The sequence below is a fragment of the Tateyamaria omphalii genome (genome assembly GCF_014651375.1).
Classification (GTDB): domain Bacteria; phylum Pseudomonadota; class Alphaproteobacteria; order Rhodobacterales; family Rhodobacteraceae; genus Tateyamaria; species Tateyamaria omphalii.
In genome coordinates this window covers 653773-679112 of the sequence record NZ_BMWT01000001.1, presented here as the reverse complement: position 1 = coordinate 679112, position 25340 = coordinate 653773, and the positions used below count along the sequence as shown (strand labels likewise).

The window sequence follows — 25340 nt, the reverse complement described above, 5'->3', positions numbered from 1 at the left end:
TTGATCCGTATCAATTAAGTATTCAGCAAGCGTACCGACGTTGCCTCGCTTTCTCTCATGACATTGCAACCGCCAAAGCATCAAAAAAGCACGATGTACTGTAGCATAAACCAGTGCAGTGAGATAGACGGCCAAGGTTTGCACTTCCAAACACAGGAACTGAAATCCGGACGAGATTGCTGGCGCACCATCGGCGAGCGATCTTGGATGCTAAGAAAAAATCCGATAGTATATCCAGTCCGGCAAAAACTGTGAGCCGCGGAAGAGCAGAGAAAAGAAGGTCGGGAAACTCTTTTTGAAACTGTCCGTCAGCATAAGCTCGAACATCTCGCGCGCGGCGGCCTCGGGCTCCATGATGAACGGCATGTTGAAATCGTTCTTGTCAGTCAGCTGGGTTTTGATGAAACCCGGATTGGCCACCTGAACCCGCACGCCCGTGCCACGCAGATCAGCATACATGCATTCGGCGAGCGACATCGTGGCCGCCTTTGAAGCGGTATAGCCAATTGATCCCGGTAACCCACGAAAACCGGTCAAAGATGACGTGATGACGATGTGGCCTGCGTCCTTCTTCACGAAGGCTGGTACCACCTGACCCAGCACCCGCATGAAGCCGGTAAAGTTCACATCTGCCATCGCAACCGCCTGTTCGGCGTTCCATTCCCTAGCCGAGAAGGGCCAATAAACACCCGCTAAAAGTACCAGCCCGTCGATCTCTCCCACAGCCTCCGCAGCCGCTTTGACACTATCATCATCAGAAATATCGACTGTCTGGTATGACGCCTTACCGGGCAGCTCCTCGACCAATTCCTTCAGCTTGTCTTCACCACGGGACGACACGACCACTTCGACCCCTGCGCGGCTCATGCAGTGGGCCAGCGCGCGACCCAAACCGTCGCCCGCACCCACCAGCCAGTACCGTTTGCCGCTAAGGGACATGTCATTCATGCTGCTTCTTTCATCTCTTGATTGGCAGGGCGCATGGTCGCCACCAACTCGGCCACCTTGATCCCGTATTTTCGGAACTGCGATCGGTTCACGATGGTGCCATTGGGCGCGAGATACATCCAATCGACTGTGTCCAGCACATGTCCGCCTGATTCATCCGGCAGGCGGAACTTGTATTTCAGCTGGACAGAACTGCCTGTCTGCTGCCCCGTACCGTCACCGACAACATCATCAGCGCGGGCAACAATCTTGCCGTCGTTGCCTATGGTCAGTCGCCATGCGCGCGTCTGCGTAGACCCATCATCATAGGTAAAGACCTCGTCCATAACACCAGAATTGCCTTCCCACCTGCAATCAAACTCGCCGACAAATCGGGAAGATACACGTCCAGTGGGACCAAATATGACCCCTTCGCAAATGATGGGGCCATTCAGGTGCGTTCGAACATCGAATTGCGGTCCGTTTCCATTGGCATAGTCATCCGGGCTTTGGGCTAGAAAGTCGGCATAGCGGGATCTGGTCCAGCCGCACATCATCACGACGACAGCACCCAAAAGCGCAGGTATCAAGGCGTCCATGTCAGGTCTCCTTCAGGTCGGTCGTGGCGAGCAGCGCAATCGCTACGACCTTGAGGCCACAAGGCACAGCCGCATAAAGCAGCGTGAGAAGCGTCAGAGCTTCGGGCGGGTGAGTGGCCGCTGCGCTGTCAAACCCCGCCCGCTCAAGCGCGGGCAACAGGGTGACGGCAGCAAAGGCCAGGGTGAATTTCGAAACAAATGACCAAAGGCCAAATCCTTCGGCGGCCGAGGGGCTGATCCGGGCCATGCGCGTGGCAAACACAGCAGGAAGGACGGTCAGGTCTGCGCCCAGTGTAGCACCAGACAGGGCACAAATGATCGCGAAAGCCATCCAGTCGCCAGATCCGAGAGTGACGGCCCAACCAAAGGCGAGGATAGCCAGCACCATCGCGCTCAGCAAAACAGGCTTCGGTCCATACCGCTCCGCCAGGCGGCCCCAGATGGGCGCGGCTATGGCAGCGCACAGGAAAAACAGCAACAACAACGGCCCTTCGAACCCTGGCGCGTCCAGCCGGCTTTCAACGAAGAACAGGAAAAGGGTGGAACTGACCGCAACCGGGGCAGCGTTGACCAAAGCGATTAATAGCAGCTTGCGCGCCAACGCATCGCCCAGAACAGCCTTGAACCCGACCGATGGAGGCAAGCCGTCACTCACCCATTCGCCGCGCATCATCACGATGGCAGCCAAAGCCAGCACAGCGAACCCAACGGCAAACCCTGCAAACGGCGCGCCCATAAACCCGCCCAGCATGACCGGCGTTATCGCCGCCACGCAAACGCCCAGCAGCGCGCCAGTTTCGCGCCAGCGCGCGAGCATCAAATGGCCTTGTCCCGGCAAGCGGTCCGCCTTGACCACACCTTGGGCATAGAAGTTGATGGTCAGGAAACTGAACGCCGAAAACACGCCGGTCAGCATCAGCGCGAACCAGAGCAGCGGCGGCAGGAGTGGCGGCACCGCAAACAGACCCAACATGGACAGCGCCATAACCGTGCAACCGATCAGCACGGCAACGCCGCGCCGGGATCGCAAAGCCTCAGACAACCGCCCAAACAATGGATCCTGCACCACGTCCAGCAAACGCAACCCGAACAAAACGGCGCCCAGCGCTGCCAGCGATACGCCGTATTCGTCCACATAGAACTTGGGCGCATGTATATAGATCGGCAGCCCGGCTGCACTCAGCAACGCGGCAAAAACCGCGTATGCCGAAAGTCGTTGAGGCCGCGCGTTGCTCACCGTGACACCTCCTCGGACGGAGGAACTGGACGGGCGCGATAGGTCGCGCGCCTCCACCAAAGCTTCAGCGCCTGCCAGTGGATCAGGGCCAACACGCGACGCGATCCGAACGGGCGGCGCAGAGCGGCACGAAGAATGGCTCGGTTGGTGAGGGCACAGCGACGTCCCGTGAGTGTGGCAATCAACCCACCTTCACCGTCTCGGGAATAGTCGATCCAGACCCCGATCCTGTCGTCCCGAATATCAAAACGAAACTCGTACCCGCCTTCTATGGGTTGGAAGGGCGACACATGAAGTATCTTGGTGGCGCGCAGCCGATCCTCGGGCGCGATGGGACGCAGGTCGGCATGGTTCACAAGGTAACTGTGCCGATCACCGAAAGTGTTCGTTACTTCGGCAATGACCGCGATCATCTGATCATCCGCGCGGCGACAGAGCCAGAAACTGACAGGGTTGAACACGTGGCCCATCACCTTGGGTTGGGCCAAAAGTTCGATCCTGGTCACGCCTGTGATCTGATGAGCCTGCAACACCTCGCGCACCCACGGTGCACCCCGCCCAGCCTTGGGCGCACCACCATGATCCTTGTCATCAAGCGCCATGAGTCCGCGCCGATTGCGCCCGAACAGGCGGGGCACGCGCAGCTCGGCTTCGGCATCTAGCAACATGTAGTCCACGCTGTAGCGGAAGGCGTTTTCGATGCATCCCTTGCGCCCATGAAAGGTCACGCCTGCGATATGATCGACGGTGGCCGTCATTCTGCAGCCACCTGCATCTGAGGTGCGCGCAACAAAGCCCGGGCCACATCCAGCCCTGCGGTCAGCCCATCCTCGTGGAACCCGTGGCGCATCCAAGCGCCGCAGTACCACGTGTTGTTGGCCCCGTTCATCGCCCGCACCTGATCCTGTGCGGCCAGTGCGGCCAGATCATAGACCGGGTGGCGCAACACAGTCTGATCATAAATCAACTCTTCGCGGATCGTACGCTTTGTATTCAGCGTGACGAAGTGCATGTCGTCCATCGGGATCGGTTGCAGCGAATTGATCCAGTAGGTCAGATCAATGCGGTCAGAATGGACGTTCTTATCCTCGGTATAGACCCAGCTGGACCAGACCTGTGGATGTTGAGGCATGATCGCCGCATCGCAGTGCAGCACAACGTCATTGGGCTGATACTTGACTGCCCCAAGGCTCGCCTTTTCCTCAGCCGTTGGATCAGCCAGCAGCGATAGACTGTCATCGGAATGCGTGGCAAAGACCACTTCGTCAAACATCTCCCATTCGCCACCCCAGGCCTTGACCTGTGCGCCAGCCGCCGTGCGGCGCACGGATTGAACAGGGGCGCCAAGCCGGATGTCGACACCATTACCCAGCATGGCAGCCTCGATGCGACGCACATATTCGACCGATCCACCGTTCACAGTGTACCATTGGTGCTGGCCCGAATGATGCAGCAGCGCATGGTTTTCAAAGAACTGGATCATCGCATGGGCCGGGAAATCCATGATCTTTTCAACCGGCGTGGACCAGATCGCACCACTGAGTGGCAACAAATAGTAATCGCGGAACCAATCCCCCGTCCCCATGACATCCAGGAACTGAGCAATCGTGCGTGTCCGATCCTCATTCGCGACCCGCAGGGCATTCTTGTTGAAGCGCAGGATATCGCGGAACATGCCGAGGAACTTCGGGTTCAGTGCGTTGCGGCGCTGCGCGAACACCGCATCCAAACTGGCCAAACCATACTCCAACCGACCACCGTCGATGGATGCGCCGAAGCTCATGTTGGATTTGACAACCGGTACATCCAGTTCATCAAACAACCGCGCCATGTTCGGATAGTTCGCATAGTTGAAAACCAGAAAGCCTGTGTCGACCGGCTGATCCCCCCGCTTGCCAGCCATAATTGTACGAGCATGACCACCCAGACGGGGCTCTGCCTCGAACAGGGTCACGTTGTGGTCTGACGCCAGCGTATGTGCTGCCCCCATCCCTGAAATCCCGCCTCCAATCACGGCAATGCGTTTCGGTGCGGTCATGGCATGTTCAAATGGCATCAGTCGTTCGTGTCCCGTACGTCCCAAGGTTTGACTTATTTACGGAGGGATGACGCAAACGGATGTAGAAAAACCAGACATTTATTTTTGATCCGACGCGCCTTGTGTCGCGTAGACGGGATATGTTTGCGGGTTTAGACACGTCTGAAACAGATGCGCAGTCCGTCGTCGGAGGTTTTCCGAGGGCGGTAACAGGACCGGCACTCATGCAAGAGAGCGATGGAAAACGGATGCAGTGGGTCGACCACATGGTCCGGATTCGTGACGACAGGGATCAGGCGGCTTTTGCTGCGCTGTTCGCCCACTTTGCCCCGCGGGTCAAAGGGTTCCTTATGAAGTCAGGCGCGGATGCGTCGCTCGCAGAAGAATGCGCGCAAGAGGTCATGGCGACCTGCTGGCACAAAGCGCACATGTTTGACCCCGCGCGGGCGTCGGTGGCGACCTGGATCTTCACCATCGCGCGGAACAGAAAGATTGACGTGCTGCGCAAGCAGCGCCGCCCCGAACCCGAAGATCTGGGTTGGGGACCCGAAGAAGAACCTGACCAGGCCGACGTGATGGCCTTGCAGCAGGAAAGCGAACAGTTGGGTCAGGCAATCGCAGAATTGCCGGAAGCCCAGCGTGAACTGATACAAAAGGCGTATTTCGGGGACCTGTCCCATAGTGAAATCGCCGCTCAAACCGGTCTGCCCCTGGGCACGATCAAATCTCGGATTAGATTGGCGTTGGAACGACTACGCCATGCGATGAAGTGACGGATATGGAACAGAAGATCACACATCACCTGACGGATGAGATCCTGATGGGCTATGCAGCCGGGACGCTGCCAGAAGCATTCAACCTCATGGTTGCGACGCACGTATCGCTTTGCGACGAATGCCGCGCCCGGGTCGAAAGCTACGACGCGGTAGGTGGGGCTGTTCTGGAACAGGCCCCAGGGAATAACGTGTCACTGACACCTGGCAGCTTCGAAGCCACGATGGCCCTGATCGCTGGTGGAGCGCCGGACGAAATCCGCACTCAACATCCGAAAGACATGGTGCTACCAAAGCCGTTGCAAGACTACGTTGGCGGCGGCATCGACAGCATCAAATGGCGTGCGATTGGCATGGGTGTAAAGCAAGCCATTCTACCGACATCCAAAGACGCATCGGCCCGTCTGCTCTACATACCTGCTGGCGCTGCGATGCCCGATCACGGTCACCACGGGATCGAAATGACTATGGTTCTGCAAGGCGCGTTTCAGGACGAAGACGATTACTTTGCCCGCGGCGATGTAGAAGTCGCAGACAGCGACATGCATCACACGCCCGTAGCCGATATCCACGAGGATTGCATTTGCCTGGCCGTCACGGACGCGCCATTGCGCTTCCAGGGCTTGCTTCCAAAGATTGCACAACGTTTCGCACGAATCTAACCGTGTAAGGCGGAGGCCTCCTCCGCCCATTCTGCGCGTTCAGCTCCTTTCGTAAGGCGGACGTGTCGTCCGCCAAAACGGTCATGGTCGAATCGCGGGCTTGCATGCTAAGTCTTGTGGCATGAACACCCACACCCCCAATATACGTCCCGTGATCCGGCAGTTGGACGATGCAGCGATCAACCGTATCGCGGCGGGTGAGGTGGTGGAACGCCCAGCCTCAGCGGTCAAGGAACTGGTCGAAAACGCCATTGATGCCGGAGCTAAACGGATCTCTGTCGACATTGCGGACGGCGGCAAAACACTGATCCGTGTGACAGACGATGGCTGCGGTATCGCGGCCAAGGATCTGCCGCTGGCACTCAGCCGCCATGCAACATCCAAGATTGATGGCAGCGACCTGCTCAATATCCACACCTTTGGTTTCCGGGGAGAGGCGCTGCCCAGCCTCGGCGCAGTTGGCCGACTAAGCATCACAAGCCGGGCCCCGGGCGAAGATGCAGCCGAAATCAGTGTCGCCGGTGGAACCACCAGCGCCGTCAAACCTGCGGCACTGAGTGCTGGTACCGTGATCACTCTGCGTGATCTCTTCTACGCCACGCCTGCGCGCCTGAAATTCCTGCGCACCGACCGGGCCGAAGCGCAAGCGATCACCGATGTGATCAAGCGCCTTGCCATGGCCGAACCCTTTGTGCGGTTCGAACTGCGAGATGTGTCGGACGACCCGCGCACCGTCTTCAAGGTCGAGGCGCAGAGCGGCGATGTCATGGCCGCGCTCAAGGGCCGTTTGCGGGATACGCTCGGCCAGGATTTCACAGATAACGCGATCCCAATCGATACAGAACGCGAAGGCCTGCACCTGACCGGCTATGCAGCCTTACCGACCTACTCACGCGGCGCGGCAGTGGCCCAGTTCCTCTATGTGAACGGTCGGCCTGTGAAAGACAAACTGCTGACCGGCGCGTTGCGGGCGGCCTATTTCGATTTCCTGAGCCGCGACCGGCACCCGGCGGCGGCCTTGTTCATCGACTGCGATCCGCAGCTCGTGGATATCAACGTGCATCCGGCGAAGTCCGAGGTGCGGTTCCGCGATCCAGGCGTTGCACGCGGTTTGATCGTATCCGGCCTGCGTCACGCACTGGCAAATGCAGGGCACCGCGCCTCGACCACGGTGGCGGGCGCAACGCTCGGGGCCATGCGGCCCGAACCAACTGAGCCGCGCGTCTACCAGATGGATCGGCCCAGCCTTGGGCCTCGTGCACCCATGGCAACCGGCTTTGCCGAGATGGCGCAAGACTACAGCGCGCAGGTAGTCGACCCTGCACCAATGCCCGCGCCAGAGGCTGATCCAACCGACCTTCCCCTTGGCGTGGCTCGCGGGCAAGTGCACGAGAACTATATCGTGGCCCAGACCGCGACCGGCATGGTGATTGTCGACCAGCACGCCGCCCATGAACGTCTCGTCTACGAAAAGCTGAAGAACCAGATGGCTGAAAACGGCGTTGCCGCGCAGGCCTTGCTGATCCCCGAAATCGTGAGCCTGTCATCGGGCGAATGCGCGCGGCTTCTGGAAATTGCGGATGATCTGGCACGCTTCGGCCTTGGTATCGAAGCCTTTGGCGGGGATGCGGTCGCCGTGCGTGAAACGCCTGCCATCCTTGGCGAAGTCGATGCCAAGGCCATGATCCACGACATTCTGGATGAACTCGCGGACATGGGGGCGTCGCAATCCGTTCAGGCAAAAGTCGAAGCGATCCTGTCCCGCGTCGCCTGTCACGGGTCGATCCGGTCGGGCCGCCGAATGCGCGCCGAAGAAATGAACGCCCTGCTGCGCGAAATGGAAGCGACACCGCATTCCGGCCAGTGCAATCACGGACGGCCCACATATGTAGAGTTGAAGCTGGCCGATATTGAACGGCTGTTTGGGCGCACATGATCCAGTTTGGCGATACGACATTGGACACCAGCGATCCGCTGGTGATGATGGCCCTGATCGGGGCTGCGATCCTGTTGGCGATCATGATCCTTCTGATCATGGCGTTGCGGGCTGCCGGCCGATCCGCTCGTGCCACAGCGCCGCTCGCCCAGCAAATGGGCTATCTCGGCCAGCATGTGCAGGGGTTGGCACAGGGTCAAGAAGGCTTGCGCGCGTCGATCCAGACCGTGTCTGACACGGCCACCAACGGGCAGGCGCAACTGGCGCAAACCGTCGAGCAGCGGCTGAGCGCGGTGCAGCAGCAGATGCAGGAACGGCTTGCCGACAACGCGATGCGCAGCCAGCGCGCGTTGACCGAAATGCAGGAACGCATGAAGGAATCGCTGTACGGCTCCTCTAAGCAGACCACCACCAGCCTGACGCAATTGCAGGAACGCCTCGCCGCCATCGACAAGGCACAGGACAATATCACCAAACTTTCGGGCGATGTGCTCAGCCTGCAGGACATCCTTTCAAACAAGCAAACCCGCGGTGCGTTCGGAGAGATCCAGCTGCGCGACATCGTGGGCAAGGCCCTGCCTAATGACAGCTATGCGTGGCAACCGACTCTTTCGAACGGCAAGCGGGCCGATTGCATGGTGCATCTGCCGAACCCGCCCGGACCGATTGTGATCGATTCAAAATTCCCTTTGGAGGCTTATGAAGCCCTGCGGCGGGCCGAGACCGATCACGAGCTGAAACAGGCCGTGGCATCCATGAAAACGGCTGTGAAAAAGCACATTGCTGATATCTCGGACAAGTACATCATCGACGGGGAAACAGCGGACGGCGCATTGATGTTCCTGCCGTCCGAAGCGGTCTATGCCGAGTTGCACGCCAACTTCCCCGACCTTGTGCGGGAAGGGTTCGACAAACGGGTCTGGATCGTGTCGCCCACCACCTGCATGGCAACGCTGAACACAATGCGCGCGATCCTCAAAGATGCACGGATGCGCGAACAGGCCGGGGCCATCCGCAAAGAATTGTCGATGCTGGTGACTGATGTGGACCGGCTTGGCACGCGGGTTGGCAATCTGGACCGACACTTTTCGCAGGCCTCGAAGGACATCGAAGATATCAAGATCAGCGCCGAGAAGGCTGGCAAGCGGGCCAACCGTTTGGACAATTTCGACTTCGAAGAGCTGGATGATCAAGGCACGCTCGCGCTGAACAGCCGCCCCCCTGCCGCCGAATGACGCCTCAGGCACAACGTATCTTTTTCGACGCCGAAGCGCAGGCGGAATGGTTCATCGGTATCCTGCGCATGCTCATGTCGATATCTCTGGCTGTGGTTCTGTTCGTCACCGTCTGGTTCACGGGGTTGCCAGACTCCGAGGCGCTCGAAGCGCAACTCGTCTATGCCGCGATGACGATGGCAAGCTACTTTGCCTTGGGTCTTGTGATCATCTTCGTCATCCGCGCGGGCCAGTTTCGCGCCTGGATGGCGTGGCCATCGGCATTGATTGACTGCGTGTTCATCCTGCTTGGATCATGGCTCAGCTTGTCAAATATGGGACTTTCGGGACAGTTTGTTGCAGCATTTCCAACGACTTGGCTGATCCCCGTTGTTCTGGCCTGCGGTGCGCTGCGGTTCAATCCGGCGCTTCTCGCCTGCATGTCGCTGGTGCTGGTCGCTGGTTTTGCCGCCATCCTGACGATCCCTTTTCTGGCGACCGAGGCCGAGGCGCGAGCGGGATTGATCTTTCTTTTTGGGTGGCCGCCGAACTTAGTCCGCATCGTCATGATCGCCTTAGCGGCGATGGTGTTGGTTCTGGCATCCATGCGTATTCGCGCGTTGCTGCGTCGCTCGATCGACGAAGCCGAGGCACGCGGCCAACTCACGCGCTTTCTGCCGTCCGAGTTGAATGACCAGCTTTCCGCGCGCGGGATCGACGCCATGCGCGAAGGCCATCAGCAGCGGATGGCTATCCTGTTTGTGGATATCCGCGGTTTCACCTCCATGGCCGAAAACATGAGCGCACCGGACCTGTCCGCCTTTCTGGCGCGCTACCGGGCCCATATTTCGAAGTCGGCGGATGCGACAGGTGGCATCGTGGACAAGTTCGTTGGCGACGGCGCGATGGTTGTCTTTGACGACAGCCATGGTGACGCCGCCACCTGCGCCGTCGCCTTTGCCTATGACCTCCTTGAGCATATCAACGATGTGCGTTTGGGGATCGGCATTCATCTGGGCGAGGTGTTTGTGGGTGTCGTGGGTGATGAGGGGCGGTTGGAGTACACCGTTCTGGGCGACGCCGTGAACGTCGCGGCCCGGCTCGAGACAGCGACGAAGACGCAAGGTGTGACACTGCTGATCTCAGACGCGGTCATGAACCAGTTGGAGAATGTCGGCCCGGGCTGGCAAGCCTTTCCATCGTTGGTGTTGCCCGGACGGCAGGAAACGATCTCGGCCTGGGGAATGCCCGTCGCAGCGGCGGACGGCACGTCCGCCTTACAGTGAGCATCAGCGCTTGGAAGGGGCGGAGGAGACCTCCGCCTTACCCGTCGATCGCCGCACGATACCAAGCCACGATGGCCGCCCTTTCCTCGTCTTCCATGTAGCTCAGGTTGGCCGGTGGCATTGCGTGACTTACACCTGATTGCAGGTATACGGCCCGCGCATTGCGCGTCAGGTCCGCCTCGGTTTCCAGCACGACCCCTTTGGGTGCCCAGTGCAGACCGGGCCAACCTGGCTCGGTCGCATGGCACATGCTGCACCGGCCCAACACGATGTTATGCACATCCGTAAACCCCTCCGCTTGAGCAAAGCGTGTCATCACCGCCGTCTCGCGCTCATCTGATGGCGCAACGCTCAGCCACGCGATGAGGATGAACAGGATCACAGTCACGCCCCAAGTCCAATGCGGATTGCCCTTGCGCGCGTGATGCGTGTTGAACCAATGCCGGATCGTCACGCCCATCAGGAAGACAAGGGACGCGATCACCCAGTTCCACTCACTGGCAAAGGCCAGTGGGTAGTGATTGCTCAGCATCAGGAAGATCACCGGTAGGGTGAGGTAGTTGTTGTGGGTCGAGCGTTGCTTGGCGATCTTGCCATAGATCGCGTCGGGCGTACGGCCTGCCATCAGGTCGGCGACAACGATCTTCTGGTTGGGGATGATGATGAAGAACACGTTACCCGACATGAGCGTCGCCGTGAAGGCGCCCAGATGCAGCAGCGCTGCGCGCCCCGTGAACACTTGTGTATAGAACCAGGCCATTGCCACCAGCACACCAAACAGTGCCACCATCAGAACGGTCTGATCCGCGTTTACAAAGACCTTGCAAAGCGTGTTGTAGATTACCCAACCGGCGGCCAGCGATACCAGCGAAAGGGCCACCGCCTGCCATGTGGCAAGCTCCATCACATTGGGGTCGATCAGGTAGAACTCGGCCCCGAGGTAGTAGACCAGTACCAGCAGGATGAACCCACTGATCCACGTCCAGTAGCTTTGCCATTTATGCCAGATGAGGCCGTCAGGCATGTTGTCGGGCGCCACCAGATACTTCTGGATGTGATAAAACCCGCCGCCATGGACCTGCCACTCTTCGCCATCCGCACCACTTTTCAGGTTGCGGTCTCGGTGCAGGCCCAAATCCAAGGCAATGAAATAGAAGGACGACCCGATCCAGGCGATGGCCGTGATCACGTGCAGCCAGCGCACTGCAAATTCCAGCCACGCACCCATGGCGGCGAAGTCGTACATGTTGGCGTCCTTTCGTTCCCGAGCGCCAAACTAGACAGGGCGCGCGGGATGCGAAAGGGGTGCCGGGGCTCTGCCCCCGGCGCGTTCCGCCTCCCCGGAGGTATTTCTGGTCAGAAGAAAGGCTAGTCGTAGCGCAAGTCGGCCGCTTTACCTCTGAACACCCAATAGGCCAGCGCCGTGTATCCCCCGATCATCGGAATAACCACGACAGCGCCTACAAGCATAATCATCAGGCTTTCCGGTGCACTCGCCGCCTCGTAAACTGTCAGCTTTTCCGGAACAACGTAGGGATAGAACGAGTAGGCCAGGCCGCTGAACGCCAGTATGAAAAGTGCAATGGCGTAGGTAAACGGACCTTTCGCACCCGCATCGGTCGCGTTAGGCAGACGCTGCAGCGATCTCCAAAGCATCAGGACCATCAAGGCCGACAGGATGGGAAGAGGGGCAAGCAGAAAGACCTCGGGAAAGGTAAACCACTTGTCGAAAATCCGTGCGCTGACCAGCGGTGTGGCAAGCGATACTGCCCCCAGTCCCAGAACAAGACCCCAGATGCCGCCCTTGGCCCAATCGACGGCTTTGCCTTGCAGGATTCCCTCAGTCTTGATGATCAACCAACAGGCACCGATCATGGAATAGGCCACAGTCAGGAACACCGCCGTGATCATCGCAAAGGCCCATGTCCCAAGCGTGCTTTCCAAACCCATCACGTATTTACCGAGCATGAAGCCCTGACTCAGCGACGTCATGAGCGAGCCGATGAAGAACAGCCAGTTCCAAGTGGCCTTGTGCGGGGTCGGTGCCTTGACCCGGAATTCAAACGCCACACCACGCAGGATCAACCCGATCAGCATGATCGCCACCGGTAGGTACAGCGCCGTCAGGATTGTGCCGTGGGCCGTCGGAAAGGCCACGAGCAACAGACCGATAGCCAGCACCAACCAGGTTTCGTTCGCATCCCAGAATGGACCGATCGAGGCCACCATCCTGTCCTTTTCCTCGTCCGTAGCGAACGGAAACAACACCCCGACGCCCAGATCGAAACCGTCGAGAACAACGTAAATCAGGATCGACACGCCCATCAGCGCCGCGAAGGTAAATGGCAGCCATACTGCCGGATCGCCAAAGAGTTCCATATGTCTTACTCCGCAGGAATTTCGCGGGTAACCGCGTGACCAGACAAAGGCGTACGCGGTCGCGGCAAATCACCGTCCACAGCCTTGCGCGCCAGGAAAAACAGCACGCCGATATAGGCGGCAAGCAGCAGGGCATAGATCGCAAGATACGCGCCCAAAGTGGTACCAACGAAAGGTGCCGGCACATCTGCGACGGCCGTTTCGGTGGTCAAAACGCCCTGCACCAACCACGGCTGGCGTCCGATCTCGGTTGTGTACCAGCCAGCCAAAGTCGCCACCCAGCCCGAGAAGGCCATCGGCACCATCGCAAGCATCATCAGCTTCGGCAAAGCCTCGGGTCCGCGCCGCTTGCGCAGCATCAGCACAGAAGCGGTCCAGCTGAGCAGCAACATCGCAACACCAATGCCCACCATGATGCGGAAAGACCAGAAAACGGGCGCCACGGGTGGATGCATCACCTCTCCATCTTCCGTGACGAAGTCGTTCAGCCCGGGCACCACACCCTCAGCCTTATGCTTGAGGATGATCGACGCCATGTTGGGAATGGCTACTTCCATGCGGTTTTCGCGCGCCTCCTCATCCGGAAGGGCAAACAGCAAGAGAGGCACATGGGACTGGGTGTCCCAGTTCCCCTCCATCGCCGCCACCTTCTGCGGCTGATGTTCCAGCGTGTTCAGACCGTGCATATCCCCCATGAAAATTTGCACCGGGATCAACAAAGCGCCCATGTAGACACCGGTTTTGAGCGTTACCTGTACGCTCTTGCTCCGATCCCCAAGCAGCCAGCGGAAAGCGCTCAGCCCCGCGATCAGGAAGGCCACAGTCAGGCCCGACGCCAGAAGCATGTGACTTAGGCGGTAAGGCATGGACGGGTTGAAAACAATCTCGAACCAGCTGGTTGCATGAGCCACCCCATCGCGCATCTCGAACCCTTGGGGCGTGTGCATCCAGCTGTTTAGGACAAGAATCCAAAAGGCCGACATGGTGGTACCGAAGGCCACAAGGAACGTCGCCAAAGTGTGTAGCCACCCCGGCACACGAGAAAAGCCGAACAGCATGATGCCCAGAAACACAGCCTCCAGGAAAAAGGCGGTCATAACTTCATAGGCAAGAAGTGGCCCGGCAATGTTGCCAACTGTTTCCATGAAGCCGGGCCAGTTGGTGCCGAACTGGAACGACATCGTGATCCCGGACACAACACCCATGGCAAAGCTCAGGGCGAACACCTTCACCCAAAACCGATAGGCATCCATCCAGCGCGCATTGCCCGTCGCGTTGAAGCGCAACTTGAAGAAAAGTAGCACCCAGCCCAGGGCAATGGTGATCGTAGGGAACAGAATGTGGAACGAGATATTGGCACCGAACTGAATTCGGGAAAGCATGAGGGTATCCATGCGAAGTCTCCGCTCAAGGAAAAACGGTTAAGTGTTTGGTCTTGAGCCTCATATAGCAGCGCGCCCTGACAGATCAGCGGGGGTGCGACAGGGTGCGCCTGCGCGTTTTGTCACAGAGTAGTGCACGGTTTTGCAACCCTGCGCATCACATCAAAAATCTGAAAACCCGGGTTCGCACCTGCGCGGGAACAGGTTCTGCTATGCGGACTGTTCAGACATCAAACCCCGAAATCCGAATGACTGCATCACGTGACTCACCCAACATTCACTTGGCTGGTTGCTTCAATACTAATGGTCGAAGTGTCTTTGAGTGTCTTCAACACAAATTCAGAACGGACCTGTGCGATTTGAGGTTGGCGAAGCAGCTTATCGTGAATGAATCCCGAGAACGTGTCCAGATCATCAACTCTGACAGTCAGGATATAGTCAGCATCGCCAGATACCGAAAATGCCGTTTGTATCTCGGGCTGTGTTGTCAGCCATTTGGACAGTGCAACGTCATCAACTTGGTCGTGGTTTTTCATGTTTAGCCTGACTATGGCACGCAACTTCAGTCCCAGAATTTCGGCATTGAGCTTCGCATGGTAGGCCTCAATGACACCCGACGCTTCAAGCGCTGCGCGGCGTCTGGAACATTGGGACGCCGACAAGTGAACAATTTCGGCAAGGTCGACATTGGTCAGGGACGCGTCCTTTTGGAGTGCGTCCAGAATGCGGACATCATAGGAATCCAAGGCAAGCGATGCCACAAAAATACCCTTTCATGCATGAACCGCGCAAAGAAGCCTAATTCTTTGCACGAAGCTGGGAAATTATCCACCGCGAAATGTCAATTTGCACGCTCTGTGAGGAACGCCTGATTTAAAATGGCACAAACGTTTGGACACGGAGCATCCCGATGCAGAACGCGAAAACCAAAGTGTTTGAAGCCCTTGCAGCTTGCCTGATCGACAATGGAGTTGACACACTCTTTGGCCTGATGGGCGACGCGAACCTTTTTCTCGTGGACAACTTTCGTCAGCAAGAAAACGCGCGCTTTGTTCCGGCCGTGCATGAAGGCAGCGCCGTTTTGATGGCCCAAGGTTATGCGCAAGTCAGTGGGAAAGTGGGAGTGGCGACCGTAACCCACGGCCCCGCGGTGACCAATTGCATTACAGCGCTGACTGACGCCGCACGCGCAAAGATGGGCATTGTCCTGATGGCGGGTGACACGCCTGGCTCCAATCCGCTGCATCTGCAGAACACCGATCAAAGAGCGGCGGCAACCCTATGCGGTGCAGGCTTTGAGCAGTTGCGCGCACCCGAAACCGCGCTCGAAGATTTGGCACGCGCGCTCTACCTTGCCAAGACGGAAAGCCGCCCGGTCATCTTCAACATGCCAGCCGACTTCATGTGGGCCGACATCGACTACAAGAAGACCATCCATTCAGTCTTTGAGACCCCGGCCTATGCCCCCGAAGGTGACGTGTTGGATGAGGCGATTGGCATGATCGCCTCGGCCAAACGGCCACTGATCCTTGCCGGCAAAGGCGCAATCCATGCAGGTGACGCCCTCAGCCGCTTGGCGGATCGCTTAGAAGCGCCATTGGCAACAACGCTCAAAGCCAAAGGGCTTTTCCACCAGCATCCCTATTCGATCGATATCTGTGGAACACTCAGCTCGCCCGCTGGTTATGAGGCCATCGACAAAGCGGATTGCATTGTTGCTTTTGGGGCGAGCCTGACGGAATGGACAAGCGATTACGGAAAGCTCTTCAAAGGAAAGCGTGTGGTTCAAGTGGATACAAATGCGGCTGCCGTTGGGCGGACGATCCACCCGGATGCCGCGTTGATCGCTGACGCCAGGCTGAGTGCGGACAACATCGTCTACTGGCTGGATGAGGCAGAGATTGCGCCATCTGGTTTCACGCGCGAACTGGATTCTGCAACGCTTCGTCAGCACGAGACGCCACCCTCGTTCGACAAGCGCGCCGCAAACACCGTTCCCTATGTCGAGACCATTCAATGGCTGAACGAAATACTACCCACAAACAAGATCCTCGCTACCGACGGCGGTCGGTTCATGACCGAGGTTTGGTGCCGTATCGACGTTAACCGACCACAAGATTTTCTGGATACCACGAATTTTGGATCTATCGGTCTCGGGCTTCAAGCCGCCATCGGGGCAAGCGCCGCCGCCCCTGACAGACCAGTCGTTGTTTTTACCGGCGATGGTGGCTTTATGATGGGCGGGCTGACCGAGTTGAACTCGGCCGTCCGAGAGAGGTTGGACCTGATCGTTGTCATTTGTAACGATGCCGCCTACGGCGCTGAACACATCCAACTCATTGATAAAAAGATGGATCCGGCCGCAAGTACGTTTAACTGGCCATCCTTTGCCGGCGTCGCCAAGAGCTTGGGCGCAGAGGGAATTGACCTGCGCAGTGCCCGTGACTTGGCGGCAGTAGAGGAGGCCATCAAAGTTCGATCCGGTCCTCTGGTCATCGACATGCACTTGGATCCGTTTGACGTCCCCAGAATGCGCACCTAGCGATCACCGCGGCGATTTGAACAGGTGCAACATCGATGATTATTGGATCAAACCGGTCGTTTGTACCAACCCCACTCAGGAACCGTGAGTGGCCAACACGTCTGGACGCCGAAGGGCGTTTCGCTGCGTTAACTGCTGCTCGAACGGTGTGGTCCGAAGAGGGCAGTGATGCCCAAGATGATCCCGGACATGGTCGCAATCATACCAGCCGCACTGACGGATGCATTGGCCCCGATCCAAAGCGGTCCATAACCAGCCAGCACATATCCCGACACGGCCGCCAACACTGCGAAAAGGACTGACCATGCCACTTGACGGCCCAGTCGATTGGTCATCATGCGCGCCGCTGCTGGCGGGCAAATGAACATGGCAATCACGATGATCGACCCCACCGCATCAAAGGCTGCAACAGCAGCGATCGCCGACATGATGACCAACGCCAGACCCAGCGGTCCCGTGCGTATTCCAAGACCGCGCGCAAATCCTTCATCAAAGGTGGACAATGCAATCGGTCGCCAGAAGATGACCAGGAACATGGTGATAACGATCAACGCCAAGGCCATGCGCGACAGCTCTACCGGCAAACCGGCAAGTGCTGCCGGGTCCAAGAGCGAGGCCCAGCCGGTTGCATCCAGCCAAATCAGGCTTTCCAGATTTCCGTACAGCGCATGTTCGACATCCAGATGCACGTTTGAGGTATCCGACTGCTCCAAGAGCAACACGCCACCGGCAAACATGGCTGTGAAAATAACCCCCATCGCGGCCCCCGCCTCGATCCGCCCCAGTCTTCGCACCGCTTCGATGGCAACCACGGCAAGCACCGCAGCCGCCGCCGCCCCCAACAACATCGGACCCGTGGCAACCATCCCTGTCAAAAGGAAGGCTACGACAATTCCCGGAAGAACAACGTGGCTGATGGCATCACCGATCAGTGCTTGCCGACGTAGCAACAGAAAGTTGCCGGGCAACGCGCAAGCCACAGCTACCAAAACGCCAATCAGGATAGGCGGCAACGACAGCGCAACAAACTCTGTCCCCATCATGCCACCACCTGAGGTGTCGCAATTTTACCATCAACTTCAACGAGCTGGTCAGGGGTCAGCACATCTTCGATCGGCGTCAAACCGTCATATCGCATCGCCGCAAGCGCAAAGGCTTGATCCCCCCGCACAATAGCCCAACGTGTCTCGTCCAGCAGAGCCTTCGACGCTGCTGCCTGCCCCGCCGGAGTTGGCACCCCATCGGGCAACATCAACCCTCGGCGCTCTAACAGGCGCCGCGTCAGGACTTCGTAGATTGGTTGACCTTGCGCCAATGCCAAAAGCCCCTGCCGCACGTGTACACGGCGTTGATAGCGGAGATGAGTCAGCACCGAAGCCAACACCCCACGTCCCGGGGAAAGCAGCAACGAGAACAGAAAGATACCAAAGCCAACCAACACGACGATTGGACCCGTGGGCAATGCAGGTGCCACCGCCGAAGCAGCCGCCCCGGCATAACCAGACACTCCGCCAACAATGCCTGCGATGATCACCACATGATCCGCACGTTCCGTCCAGAACCGGGCCGTGACCGGCGGGACGATCAAAAGTGCCACAATCAGAATCAGGCCCACGACCTTGAGGCCCACGACCGTCACCACCAACACGATCCCCATCATCGCCAGATCAACCCGCGGGAGTGACCATCCGGCAGCCTCAGCATAATCTGGATCGAACGCCGCCAAGCCAAGCGGTCTGCGCAAGATCACAACCAGAAGCAGCACCAGCGCCGCAGACACGGCCAACAGGATCGCATCACTGCGCAACATGCCCGCAGTCGAACCAAGCAAGAACCCTTCAAGCCCTGCTTGCCGTCCCGCATTCATGGTCTGGACCACGGTCAAGATGACAACGCCAAAGCCAAAGAACACTGACAATACTGCACCAATGGCGGCGTCTTCACCCAACCGGGTGCGGTCGGTCAGCCACTGCACACACAACAGACCGAACGCCGCACTCACACCGGCACCAAGCAGCAATCCGATCAGTGAGCGCCCCTCGCCCCCCATCGCCACCATGGCGACAAAGGCCAAACCGACTCCGGGCAGTGTGGCGTGGGAAATCGCATCACTGACAAGCGCGCGTTTGCGAAGAAACAAGAAGGTGCCAGCGACACCTGACGCGATCCCCAAAAGGGCCGCACCAATGGTGACAAGCGTGGCGTTGTAGCCCAGCTGCAAAAGCAGCGCGTCGGCCAGCATGGCCTAGCCTGCCACGCTTTCAGGGTCCGCCCGTGCGGTGGTCAATCGACCACCGTAAGCGGCCTGTAAATTGTCCTCGGTGAATGTTTCGGAGACGGCTCCGAAAGCCACCACTTGCGTGTTCAGCAAAAGCACATCGTCGAAGTAATCCGGAACGGTGGCCAGATCGTGATGCACGGCCAGAACGGTCTTACCTGCATCTCTCAGTCCTTTCAGAACAGCAATAATCGCCTTCTCGGTGGCGGCATCCACCCCAGCAAAAGGCTCGTCCAGAACGTAAACATCTGCCTCCTGCGCCAGCGCGCGCGCCAGAAATACACGCTGTTGCTGACCCCCTGAGAGTTGTCCAATCTGGCGATGCGCAAAGTCGGCCATGCCGACGCGATCCAAACAATTCTTTGCCAACGTCTTGTGCTGGCCCCGTACCCGCCCCAGCAAACCTAGCTTGCGGTACATGCCCATCATCACCACGTCGATGACACGCACTGGAAAATCCCAGTCCACGCTCGCCCGTTGTGGGACATAGGCGATCCGGTCACGCATGTCCGCCATCGGTTCGCCAAAGGCCGTCACCGACCCGGCCAGAGGGGTGATCACACCCAACGCCGCCTTGAGCAGCGTGGACTTGCCCGCGCCATTCGGCCCCACGATGGCGGTCATCGCACCCGCCCGCACGGTCATGTCGACCGAAAAGATTGCGGGCGTTTGACCGTAAGACACGGTCATGCCGCGCACCGCCAGCGGGCTGGCCGCGCGTACGGCGTGGTCAGTATCCTGCGATGTTACAAGGGCAATATTCATGCTGCCGCCTTCAATCTGCCCAGCCGTCCACCGGCAGGCGCATCAATGCCCAAAGCGCGGGCAATGGTGGTCACGTTGTGATCGATCATGCCCAGCCAGGTACCTTCATAAGTACCGTCCGGCCCCATCGCATCGCTGAACAGCGATCCGCCAATGATCACCTCATGCCCCTGCGCCGCGGCGCCTTCAACCAGCGCACGGACGTTGCGATCGGACACGGAGGTTTCGACGAACACGGCTGGCAACTGACGTTCAACCAGAAGATCAACCAGCTCTCCGATGCGGTTCAGACCAGCTTCGCTTTCGGTTGAAATCCCTTGAATGCCCATCACCTCAAAATCATAAGCGGTGCCAAAATAGCCAAAGGCATCGTGAGCCGTCAGTAGCACGCGGCGTTCTGCAGGAACACTTGTCAGCAAATCCCGAGCATAGACAGACAGTGCCTGCGCCTCGGATACGAATGAAGCTGCATTCGCCTCAAACATGCCGCGGGCGTCAGGACGCAAGTCAGACAGCGCAGCAACCACCGCAGGTACACATTGCACCCACAGGTCCGGGTCCATCCAGACATGCGGATCAAAACGACCCTCATAGTCCTCGTGCGCCACCAGCAGGGCGGGATCCAATGTTTCAGCGATGGCATGCACTGCGTTCTTGCGGCTCAGATCAAGAAAGAAATCCTCCATCTGCGCCTCAAGGTACAACCCATGCCACAGCACCGCGTCAGCGCGGGTCATCGCAACAATGTCGCTGCGGGTCTGGCGATAAGCGTGCGGATCAACACCCGCTCCCATCAAGCCTTTGACCACCACCTGATCACCGCCAACTGCCCGGGCCATGTCAGCGATCATACCGGTCGTTGCCACGATGTTGAGGGATGAGGACGCTGCATATGCAGGCGTGACAGCCAATGCGCCTAGACCAGCCAGCAAAGCACGACGGGAGAGCGGGAAATGGTTTTTCTGTCTCATAAGGATGAATATGAGAATCATTCGCAAGAAGTCAATAAGAATGAGAATGACTCGCAATAACGTGCCTAGACTGCGGGGCACTCTCACTCGAACGTGATTAAAAACCGAGCGCCTTCGCCACTCTCCTGCAACGCGATCTGTCCGCCGCGTGCCTGAACAAGGCTGCGCACGATACTCAAACCCATGCCGGTGCCACCCTCCTCGCGGCGTGTTGTAAAAAAAGGATCAAAAACGCGATCCCGGTTCCCCGGGCTAACGCCGGGACCATCATCCCAAACATCCAGTCCGGCATCTGACACACGCAGCGACAGGCGGTTCGCACCATGAGCTGCCGCATTGCCAGCAAGCTGGGTCAGGATCGTCCTCAGATCGTCCGCACTTATCGGCAGCACACCATCTGCTTCAACGCCCAGCGCTACATCCGCTCTCAAGTTTTCAACCGCATCCGACACGCGTACGGTCCCCGGCCCTGTGGATGCAGCCGCCCGCGCATGTCGCACCAGATCATCGAGAAGGTTCTGCATGCGAGCTGCAGCATCGGTGATTGTCTTGTTCAATGCCTTGGCATCCTCACCCTTTGCACCAGCTTGCAACAGCTCAGCGGCGCCGCGGATGGCGGTCAGAGGGGACTTCAACTCGTGTGTCACGTGATCTGCGTAGGCCTGCAAACTGTCCGCACGGCTTTGCAGGCTGTCCCCCATGCCCATAACGCTGGCAGCGAGCCCCATGAACTCGGGTGTACCAAGATGCGTGGGCGCATCTGGCCGTGCCCCTTTGCGTACCTCTTGCGCATAGCGGTCCAGTGACCAGACCGGTCGCAAGACCAACCGCCACAAAAGAAAGGCCAGCACCGCTGTTGCGACAATCGCAATCCAGGCAACCAGCCACGCCGCTTCGCCCCAGCCCATCACGTTGCCCCACAGGCGCAGGTTGACGATGCCAAGGATCGGCAGGGTCAGCACTGCAGCCAGTGTTCCCCCAAGCACAAAGGCAAGGGGCGGGCGCCATTTCTTTATGATCCTGCGCATGGGCCCATCCGAATGCCAATGCCGTGCACTGTCTCGATTGCGTCAGGACAGCCCGCCGCTGCCAGCTTGGAGCGCAGGTTGCGCAAATGGCTGTCCAGAGTCCGATCACTGACCTGCCCATTCGTGCCATAGAGCGCATCAACAAGGGCGGGGCGCGCAGACACGCGGTCAGGATGGGCCATGAGGTGGGCCAATATCTCCATCTCGCGCGCCGTGAGGGTCAGTGGCATACCGTTGACCTCGCACAGATGCTGGGCCGGGTCGACACGCAGGACACCCCGCATCATTGCAGGGGCGGCAACGGGGCGCGCCCGCTTCAGGATCGCCCCGATCCGCGCCACCAGCTCGCGCGGGGAGAACGGCTTGGTGACATAATCATCTCCGCCCAGTTCGAACCCGAGGACCCGGTCAATCTCGTCTTCGCGGGCGGTCAGAAAGAGGACCGGTGTCTGGTCTGTTTCCCTGAGGGTGCGGCAGACGGCCAATCCATCCATCTCGGGCAAGCCGATGTCCAAAACGATCAGGTCATAGCGCCCGGACCGCGCCTTGGTCAGTCCCTCGATCCCGTCGCCCGCTTCGTCCACGGCGTGACCGGCCTGTTGCAAGGCAATGCGCAGAACAGACCGGATATGTGGGTCATCATCGACCACCAACAGTTGCGTCTTGGTCATGGTATTGCGGGATCAGTCAACATGGACGCAAGGCTATTGCGCGTCCGCCAGTTGCGAAAGCCCCATTCGCGCCAGTCATCCGGTTGGAAGAGATGCGGTTGCATGTATTCCGACACGCAGGCGGCTTGCCAGTTGTGCCCAAAGGTCGATGCCAGTGCGGGGATCACATCTTCGGATAGCTGGCACAACATGAACATATCCTGGTGCACGGGATGGCTCAGGTTATGACGCGCAACCGCAGCGTCGAAGCTGACAAAGGTGCAAAGATACAAAACCACCGCCCCCATCACACCGCTGCGCAGCATCATCCAGGCGGCAGGTTTATCGCGCCAGATTTGCCAGACAACGATGCCCAGCCCGGCAGCGACCAACCCCATCCAGATGTATGCAGCCAGTCGCAGGCGCGTCAGACCAAAGGCATCGACGTAGATGTCCAACCGCCAGACCGACGCAACCACCAAAGCCATCGTCTGCGCCAACCAGATCAACATCAGCCACCGCAACACCGGGCGTCCGGCCAGATAAGGGCGCGCCACTACGGCAAACAAACCCGCGAACAATGCAGTGACCAACAGCGGATAAGCACCACGATGGGCATAGGCGGCCGGGCTGATCCCATCGGGCAGACCAGCGTCGCCATAGAGGAACAGCACATCCATCCCGGTCTGCACAGCAAAGAGCGCGTTGAATGCAATCAGAGACCGCGCAACAGAGCCTGCATTGATCACACCCTCACGCCGCACGGTCGCACGCCGTGGCTCACGTGCGCGCAGACGTTCCCGCATGCGCCACGTGACCAATGCGGGCCAGATGGCCGCCGCCAGAAACAACCAGAACCACACGCGCCACCAATCGGGCGCCGGTAGCTCAAGCGCCGTAATGCCGCTCACCCAACTATCCAGAACCGGGTTCGCGGCCAGGATCAGCAGAGCAAAAACCAGACTTGTCCCCGCTGGGACACCCCAAGTCATCACCAAGCTTCGCATGTCCACCCGGGAAAAATTAAGATCGTTCAGTTGCCGCGCGCCCAGCACCCCGTCCTGAAAGGTCTGCGCCGGGGCAACCCACCATAACCGCGCGGCCCCGCGCAGCAGATCAAAGCGGGACACGCCCGCAAGGGCAGCCGTGCAAAGAGAAAGCCCAACAAGAGCGATCAGAAGCGACAGCGGTTGCACCAGCTCGACCAGCGGCAAAAGGCTAAGCACCACGCCCGCCACGATGCCGACGCGTGTGCGCGCGCTAAGGCGCGGCCACGCTACCCCCAGGCCCGCAAACAGCACAGCCCCGAAAAAGACGGCGATGTTCAGCCCTGCCACGGTGTCCCACACCAGCACGTCGCCCAACGCGATCAGGGCAAGCAGCAGCAGTGCCTTGCCCCCATCGGCGCGCCGCGTCTTGCGCCGTTTTTCGGTCTTGTCTGCCGGTGCATCCAGCCACCAGCCGTCCTGCTGCATTGCCAATGGCACGCCGGGTATCGTCAAAGCCTTCACTGTCCTGCCTCTCTTGGTCAATTGCTTTGAGATGAACCTGACAGGCACTGGTGCAGATCGACCGTGCCCATTTGTGCAGAGCTTGTGCAGAGGGTGGTGGTTGCCAAAACCGCCCGACCATGCCACTTCGGGACTCTGTCGCCGTCCGGAAGGATCACGAAGATGCAGACCACCACGACCACAGACACCGCCACTACGACGCACCTGCCGCAGGTCACCGAACCGCGCAATCCCGGCATGAAGCTGGATCTGGATTGGGTTGCGCGCGTGCAGGCCAACACCTCGGCCATCGAACGGCGCTGCGCGACGTTGCCCGGGCGCCGGTCGATCAAGAAGGACCATCAGGCCGCGTGGCTGCTCAAGGCAATCAGCTGCATTGACCTGACCACGTTGTCGGGCGACGACACCGAGCGGCGCGTACACCGGCTGTGCGCCAAGGCGCGCCAACCGGTCCGGACCGAGATGCTGGAGGCCCTTGGCATGCCCGGTCTGACCACGGGTGCCGTCTGTGTCTATCACGAGATGATCCCCGCAGCCGTGACTGCCTTGAAAGGCTCCGGCATTCCCGTGGCTGCTGTCTCTACCGGCTTCCCGGCGGGCCTGTCCCCCTTCCACCTGCGCATTCAGGAAATCCGAGAAAGCGTCGCGGTCGGGGCAGAAGAGATCGACATCGTGATCTCTCGCCGTCACGTGCTGGAAGGCAACTGGCAGGCCCTCTATGATGAAATGGCAGAGATGCGCGAGGCATGTGGTGACGCCCACGTCAAAGCAATCCTCGCCACCGGCGAACTGGGCAGCCTGCGCAACGTGGCCCGCGCATCGCTGGTCTGCATGATGGCCGGGGCGGATTTCATCAAAACCTCGACCGGCAAAGAAAGCGTGAACGCGACCTTACCTGTGACTTTGGTGATGATCCGGGCCATTCGCGACTACTTTGAACACACGGGCTACCGCGTCGGCTACAAACCGGCGGGCGGGATTTCGAAGGCCAAGGACGCGTTGGTCTACCTATCGCTGATCAAGGAAGAGTTGGGCGACCGCTGGTTGCAACCAGACCTGTTCCGCTTTGGCGCATCCTCGCTACTGGGCGACATCGAACGCCAGTTGGAACACCACCTGACCGGTGCCTATTCCGCTGGTTACCGCCACGCGATCGGGTAGC

At 59.1% G+C, this 25340-nt stretch carries 23 protein-coding genes; 7 read left to right on the top strand and 16 right to left on the bottom strand.

Annotated features, from left to right (window positions below; translation table 11 throughout):
- Positions 1–210 precede the first annotated feature (210 nt).
- From IE087_RS03190 to IE087_RS03170, 5 genes are read right to left on the bottom strand one after another with little or no spacing between them, the layout of a single operon-like run.
- Positions 211–948 (bottom strand): SDR family NAD(P)-dependent oxidoreductase, encoded by a 738-nt coding sequence (locus IE087_RS03190; protein WP_229801242.1) that lies wholly within the window; start codon positions 946–948, stop codon positions 211–213.
- The gene (locus IE087_RS03185) at positions 945–1526 is read right to left on the bottom strand and encodes a DUF3833 family protein (RefSeq protein ID WP_189367607.1); all 582 of its coding nucleotides are present in this window, start codon (positions 1524–1526) and stop codon (positions 945–947) included. Before IE087_RS03185 ends, IE087_RS03190 begins: the two co-directional genes overlap by 4 nt.
- A gap of 1 nt (position 1527) precedes the next feature.
- On the bottom strand, positions 1528–2763 hold the full coding sequence (locus IE087_RS03180; RefSeq protein WP_189367605.1) for an MFS transporter: 1236 nt from the start codon (positions 2761–2763) through the stop codon (positions 1528–1530).
- Positions 2760–3521: a DUF1365 domain-containing protein gene (locus IE087_RS03175; RefSeq protein WP_189367603.1), complete on the bottom strand. Its 762-nt coding sequence runs from the start codon at positions 3519–3521 to the stop codon at positions 2760–2762. The genes IE087_RS03180 and IE087_RS03175 overlap by 4 nt, the downstream gene beginning before the upstream one ends.
- Entirely contained in the window at positions 3518–4819 is a 1302-nt protein-coding gene (locus IE087_RS03170; protein WP_189367601.1) for an NAD(P)/FAD-dependent oxidoreductase, read from the bottom strand. Before IE087_RS03170 ends, IE087_RS03175 begins: the two co-directional genes overlap by 4 nt.
- Before the next feature lie 206 nt (positions 4820–5025).
- On the opposite strand from IE087_RS03170, the gene IE087_RS03165 reads away from it, so the two are divergent.
- The 5 genes from IE087_RS03165 (at position 5026) to IE087_RS03145 (ending at position 10672) form a co-directional block, all read left to right on the top strand.
- Positions 5026–5574, top strand: coding sequence for a sigma-70 family RNA polymerase sigma factor (locus IE087_RS03165; RefSeq protein ID WP_373296486.1), 549 nt, complete (start codon positions 5026–5028; stop codon positions 5572–5574).
- A gap of 5 nt (positions 5575–5579) precedes the next feature.
- Positions 5580–6236 carry a ChrR family anti-sigma-E factor gene (locus tag IE087_RS03160; protein WP_189367599.1) on the top strand — a complete coding sequence of 219 codons (657 nt, stop codon included), beginning with the start codon at positions 5580–5582 and terminating at the stop codon, positions 6234–6236.
- 121 nt (positions 6237–6357) lie between these two features.
- On the top strand, positions 6358–8172 hold the full coding sequence (gene mutL, locus IE087_RS03155; protein WP_189367597.1) for a DNA mismatch repair endonuclease MutL: 1815 nt from the start codon (positions 6358–6360) through the stop codon (positions 8170–8172).
- Complete coding sequence (locus tag IE087_RS03150; protein WP_189367595.1) at positions 8169–9407, top strand: DNA recombination protein RmuC; 1239 nt, start codon at positions 8169–8171, stop codon at positions 9405–9407. The genes mutL and IE087_RS03150 overlap by 4 nt, the downstream gene beginning before the upstream one ends.
- On the top strand, positions 9404–10672 hold the full coding sequence (locus tag IE087_RS03145; RefSeq protein WP_189367593.1) for an adenylate/guanylate cyclase domain-containing protein: 1269 nt from the start codon (positions 9404–9406) through the stop codon (positions 10670–10672). Before IE087_RS03150 ends, IE087_RS03145 begins: the two co-directional genes overlap by 4 nt.
- A 37-nt stretch (positions 10673–10709) precedes the next feature.
- On the opposite strand, the gene IE087_RS03140 is transcribed toward IE087_RS03145, so the two are convergent.
- The 4 genes from IE087_RS03140 to IE087_RS03125 all read right to left on the bottom strand — a co-directional run bounded on the left by IE087_RS03140 (position 10710) and on the right by IE087_RS03125 (position 15194).
- Positions 10710–11918, bottom strand: a complete 1209-nt coding sequence (locus tag IE087_RS03140; RefSeq protein WP_189367591.1) for a urate hydroxylase PuuD — start codon at positions 11916–11918, stop codon at positions 10710–10712.
- Positions 11919–12040: 122 nt separating this feature from the next.
- Entirely contained in the window at positions 12041–13051 is a 1011-nt protein-coding gene (locus tag IE087_RS03135; protein WP_189367589.1) for a cytochrome d ubiquinol oxidase subunit II, read from the bottom strand.
- Between the two features lie 5 nt (positions 13052–13056).
- Positions 13057–14445 carry a cytochrome ubiquinol oxidase subunit I gene (locus IE087_RS03130; RefSeq protein ID WP_189367588.1) on the bottom strand — a complete coding sequence of 463 codons (1389 nt, stop codon included), beginning with the start codon at positions 14443–14445 and terminating at the stop codon, positions 13057–13059.
- Between the two features lie 254 nt (positions 14446–14699).
- Complete coding sequence (locus tag IE087_RS03125; protein ID WP_189367586.1) at positions 14700–15194, bottom strand: Lrp/AsnC family transcriptional regulator; 495 nt, start codon at positions 15192–15194, stop codon at positions 14700–14702.
- 149 nt (positions 15195–15343) lie between these two features.
- Here IE087_RS03125 and IE087_RS03120 point away from each other — a divergent pair, with 149 nt between their 5' ends.
- Positions 15344–16975: a thiamine pyrophosphate-binding protein gene (locus IE087_RS03120; RefSeq protein ID WP_189367584.1), complete on the top strand. Its 1632-nt coding sequence runs from the start codon at positions 15344–15346 to the stop codon at positions 16973–16975.
- A gap of 128 nt (positions 16976–17103) precedes the next feature.
- Here IE087_RS03120 and IE087_RS03115 read toward each other — a convergent pair whose 3' ends face one another.
- The 7 genes from IE087_RS03115 to IE087_RS03085 form a co-directional block, all read right to left on the bottom strand.
- A complete protein-coding gene (locus IE087_RS03115; RefSeq protein WP_189367583.1) occupies positions 17104–18018 on the bottom strand; it encodes a metal ABC transporter permease in 915 nt (304 codons plus the stop codon).
- The gene (locus tag IE087_RS03110; RefSeq protein ID WP_189367581.1) at positions 18015–19217 is read right to left on the bottom strand and encodes a metal ABC transporter permease; all 1203 of its coding nucleotides are present in this window, start codon (positions 19215–19217) and stop codon (positions 18015–18017) included. Before IE087_RS03110 ends, IE087_RS03115 begins: the two co-directional genes overlap by 4 nt.
- Positions 19218–19220: 3 nt before the next feature.
- Complete coding sequence (locus IE087_RS03105) at positions 19221–20018, bottom strand: metal ABC transporter ATP-binding protein (RefSeq protein ID WP_189367579.1); 798 nt, start codon at positions 20016–20018, stop codon at positions 19221–19223.
- Positions 20015–20989: a metal ABC transporter solute-binding protein, Zn/Mn family gene (locus IE087_RS03100; protein ID WP_189367577.1), complete on the bottom strand. Its 975-nt coding sequence runs from the start codon at positions 20987–20989 to the stop codon at positions 20015–20017. The genes IE087_RS03105 and IE087_RS03100 overlap by 4 nt, the downstream gene beginning before the upstream one ends.
- Before the next feature lie 83 nt (positions 20990–21072).
- Positions 21073–22017, bottom strand: a complete 945-nt coding sequence (locus IE087_RS03095; protein ID WP_189367575.1) for a sensor histidine kinase — start codon at positions 22015–22017, stop codon at positions 21073–21075.
- The gene (locus IE087_RS03090; RefSeq protein WP_189367573.1) at positions 22002–22688 is read right to left on the bottom strand and encodes a response regulator transcription factor; all 687 of its coding nucleotides are present in this window, start codon (positions 22686–22688) and stop codon (positions 22002–22004) included. The genes IE087_RS03095 and IE087_RS03090 overlap by 16 nt, the downstream gene beginning before the upstream one ends.
- The gene (locus IE087_RS03085) at positions 22685–24178 is read right to left on the bottom strand and encodes a DUF4153 domain-containing protein (protein ID WP_189367572.1); all 1494 of its coding nucleotides are present in this window, start codon (positions 24176–24178) and stop codon (positions 22685–22687) included. The genes IE087_RS03090 and IE087_RS03085 overlap by 4 nt, the downstream gene beginning before the upstream one ends.
- 162 nt (positions 24179–24340) lie before the next feature.
- Here IE087_RS03085 and deoC point away from each other — a divergent pair, with 162 nt between their 5' ends.
- Positions 24341–25339 (top strand): deoxyribose-phosphate aldolase, encoded by a 999-nt coding sequence (deoC, locus tag IE087_RS03080; RefSeq protein ID WP_189367570.1) that lies wholly within the window; start codon positions 24341–24343, stop codon positions 25337–25339.
- Position 25340: the final 1 nt, after the last annotated feature.

Excerpts from the sequence above, each read along its gene's own strand:
- IE087_RS03100 (WP_189367577.1), bottom strand. The coding sequence starts at position 20,989 with ATGAGACAGAAAAACCATTTCCCGCTCTCCCGTCGTGCTTTGCTGGCT.
- IE087_RS03190 (WP_229801242.1), bottom strand. The coding sequence starts at position 948 with ATGAATGACATGTCCCTTAGCGGCAAACGGTACTGGCTGGTGGGTGCG.
- IE087_RS03185 (WP_189367607.1), bottom strand. The coding sequence starts at position 1,526 with ATGGACGCCTTGATACCTGCGCTTTTGGGTGCTGTCGTCGTGATGATG.
- IE087_RS03130 (WP_189367588.1), bottom strand. The coding sequence starts at position 14,445 with ATGGATACCCTCATGCTTTCCCGAATTCAGTTCGGTGCCAATATCTCG.
- IE087_RS03145 (WP_189367593.1), top strand. The coding sequence starts at position 9,404 with ATGACGCCTCAGGCACAACGTATCTTTTTCGACGCCGAAGCGCAGGCG.
- IE087_RS03105 (WP_189367579.1), bottom strand. The coding sequence starts at position 20,018 with ATGAATATTGCCCTTGTAACATCGCAGGATACTGACCACGCCGTACGC.
- IE087_RS03140 (WP_189367591.1), bottom strand. The coding sequence starts at position 11,918 with ATGTACGACTTCGCCGCCATGGGTGCGTGGCTGGAATTTGCAGTGCGC.
- IE087_RS03160 (WP_189367599.1), top strand. The coding sequence starts at position 5,580 with ATGGAACAGAAGATCACACATCACCTGACGGATGAGATCCTGATGGGC.
- IE087_RS03120 (WP_189367584.1), top strand. The coding sequence starts at position 15,344 with ATGCAGAACGCGAAAACCAAAGTGTTTGAAGCCCTTGCAGCTTGCCTG.
- IE087_RS03170 (WP_189367601.1), bottom strand. The coding sequence starts at position 4,819 with ATGCCATTTGAACATGCCATGACCGCACCGAAACGCATTGCCGTGATT.
- IE087_RS03175 (WP_189367603.1), bottom strand. The coding sequence starts at position 3,521 with ATGACGGCCACCGTCGATCATATCGCAGGCGTGACCTTTCATGGGCGC.
- IE087_RS03095 (WP_189367575.1), bottom strand. The coding sequence starts at position 22,017 with ATGCGCAGGATCATAAAGAAATGGCGCCCGCCCCTTGCCTTTGTGCTT.
- IE087_RS03115 (WP_189367583.1), bottom strand. The coding sequence starts at position 18,018 with ATGATGGGGACAGAGTTTGTTGCGCTGTCGTTGCCGCCTATCCTGATT.
- IE087_RS03165 (WP_373296486.1), top strand. The coding sequence starts at position 5,026 with ATGCAAGAGAGCGATGGAAAACGGATGCAGTGGGTCGACCACATGGTC.
- deoC (WP_189367570.1), top strand. The coding sequence starts at position 24,341 with ATGCAGACCACCACGACCACAGACACCGCCACTACGACGCACCTGCCG.
- IE087_RS03135 (WP_189367589.1), bottom strand. The coding sequence starts at position 13,051 with ATGGAACTCTTTGGCGATCCGGCAGTATGGCTGCCATTTACCTTCGCG.
- IE087_RS03150 (WP_189367595.1), top strand. The coding sequence starts at position 8,169 with ATGATCCAGTTTGGCGATACGACATTGGACACCAGCGATCCGCTGGTG.
- IE087_RS03090 (WP_189367573.1), bottom strand. The coding sequence starts at position 22,688 with ATGACCAAGACGCAACTGTTGGTGGTCGATGATGACCCACATATCCGG.
- mutL (WP_189367597.1), top strand. The coding sequence starts at position 6,358 with ATGAACACCCACACCCCCAATATACGTCCCGTGATCCGGCAGTTGGAC.
- IE087_RS03110 (WP_189367581.1), bottom strand. The coding sequence starts at position 19,217 with ATGCTGGCCGACGCGCTGCTTTTGCAGCTGGGCTACAACGCCACGCTT.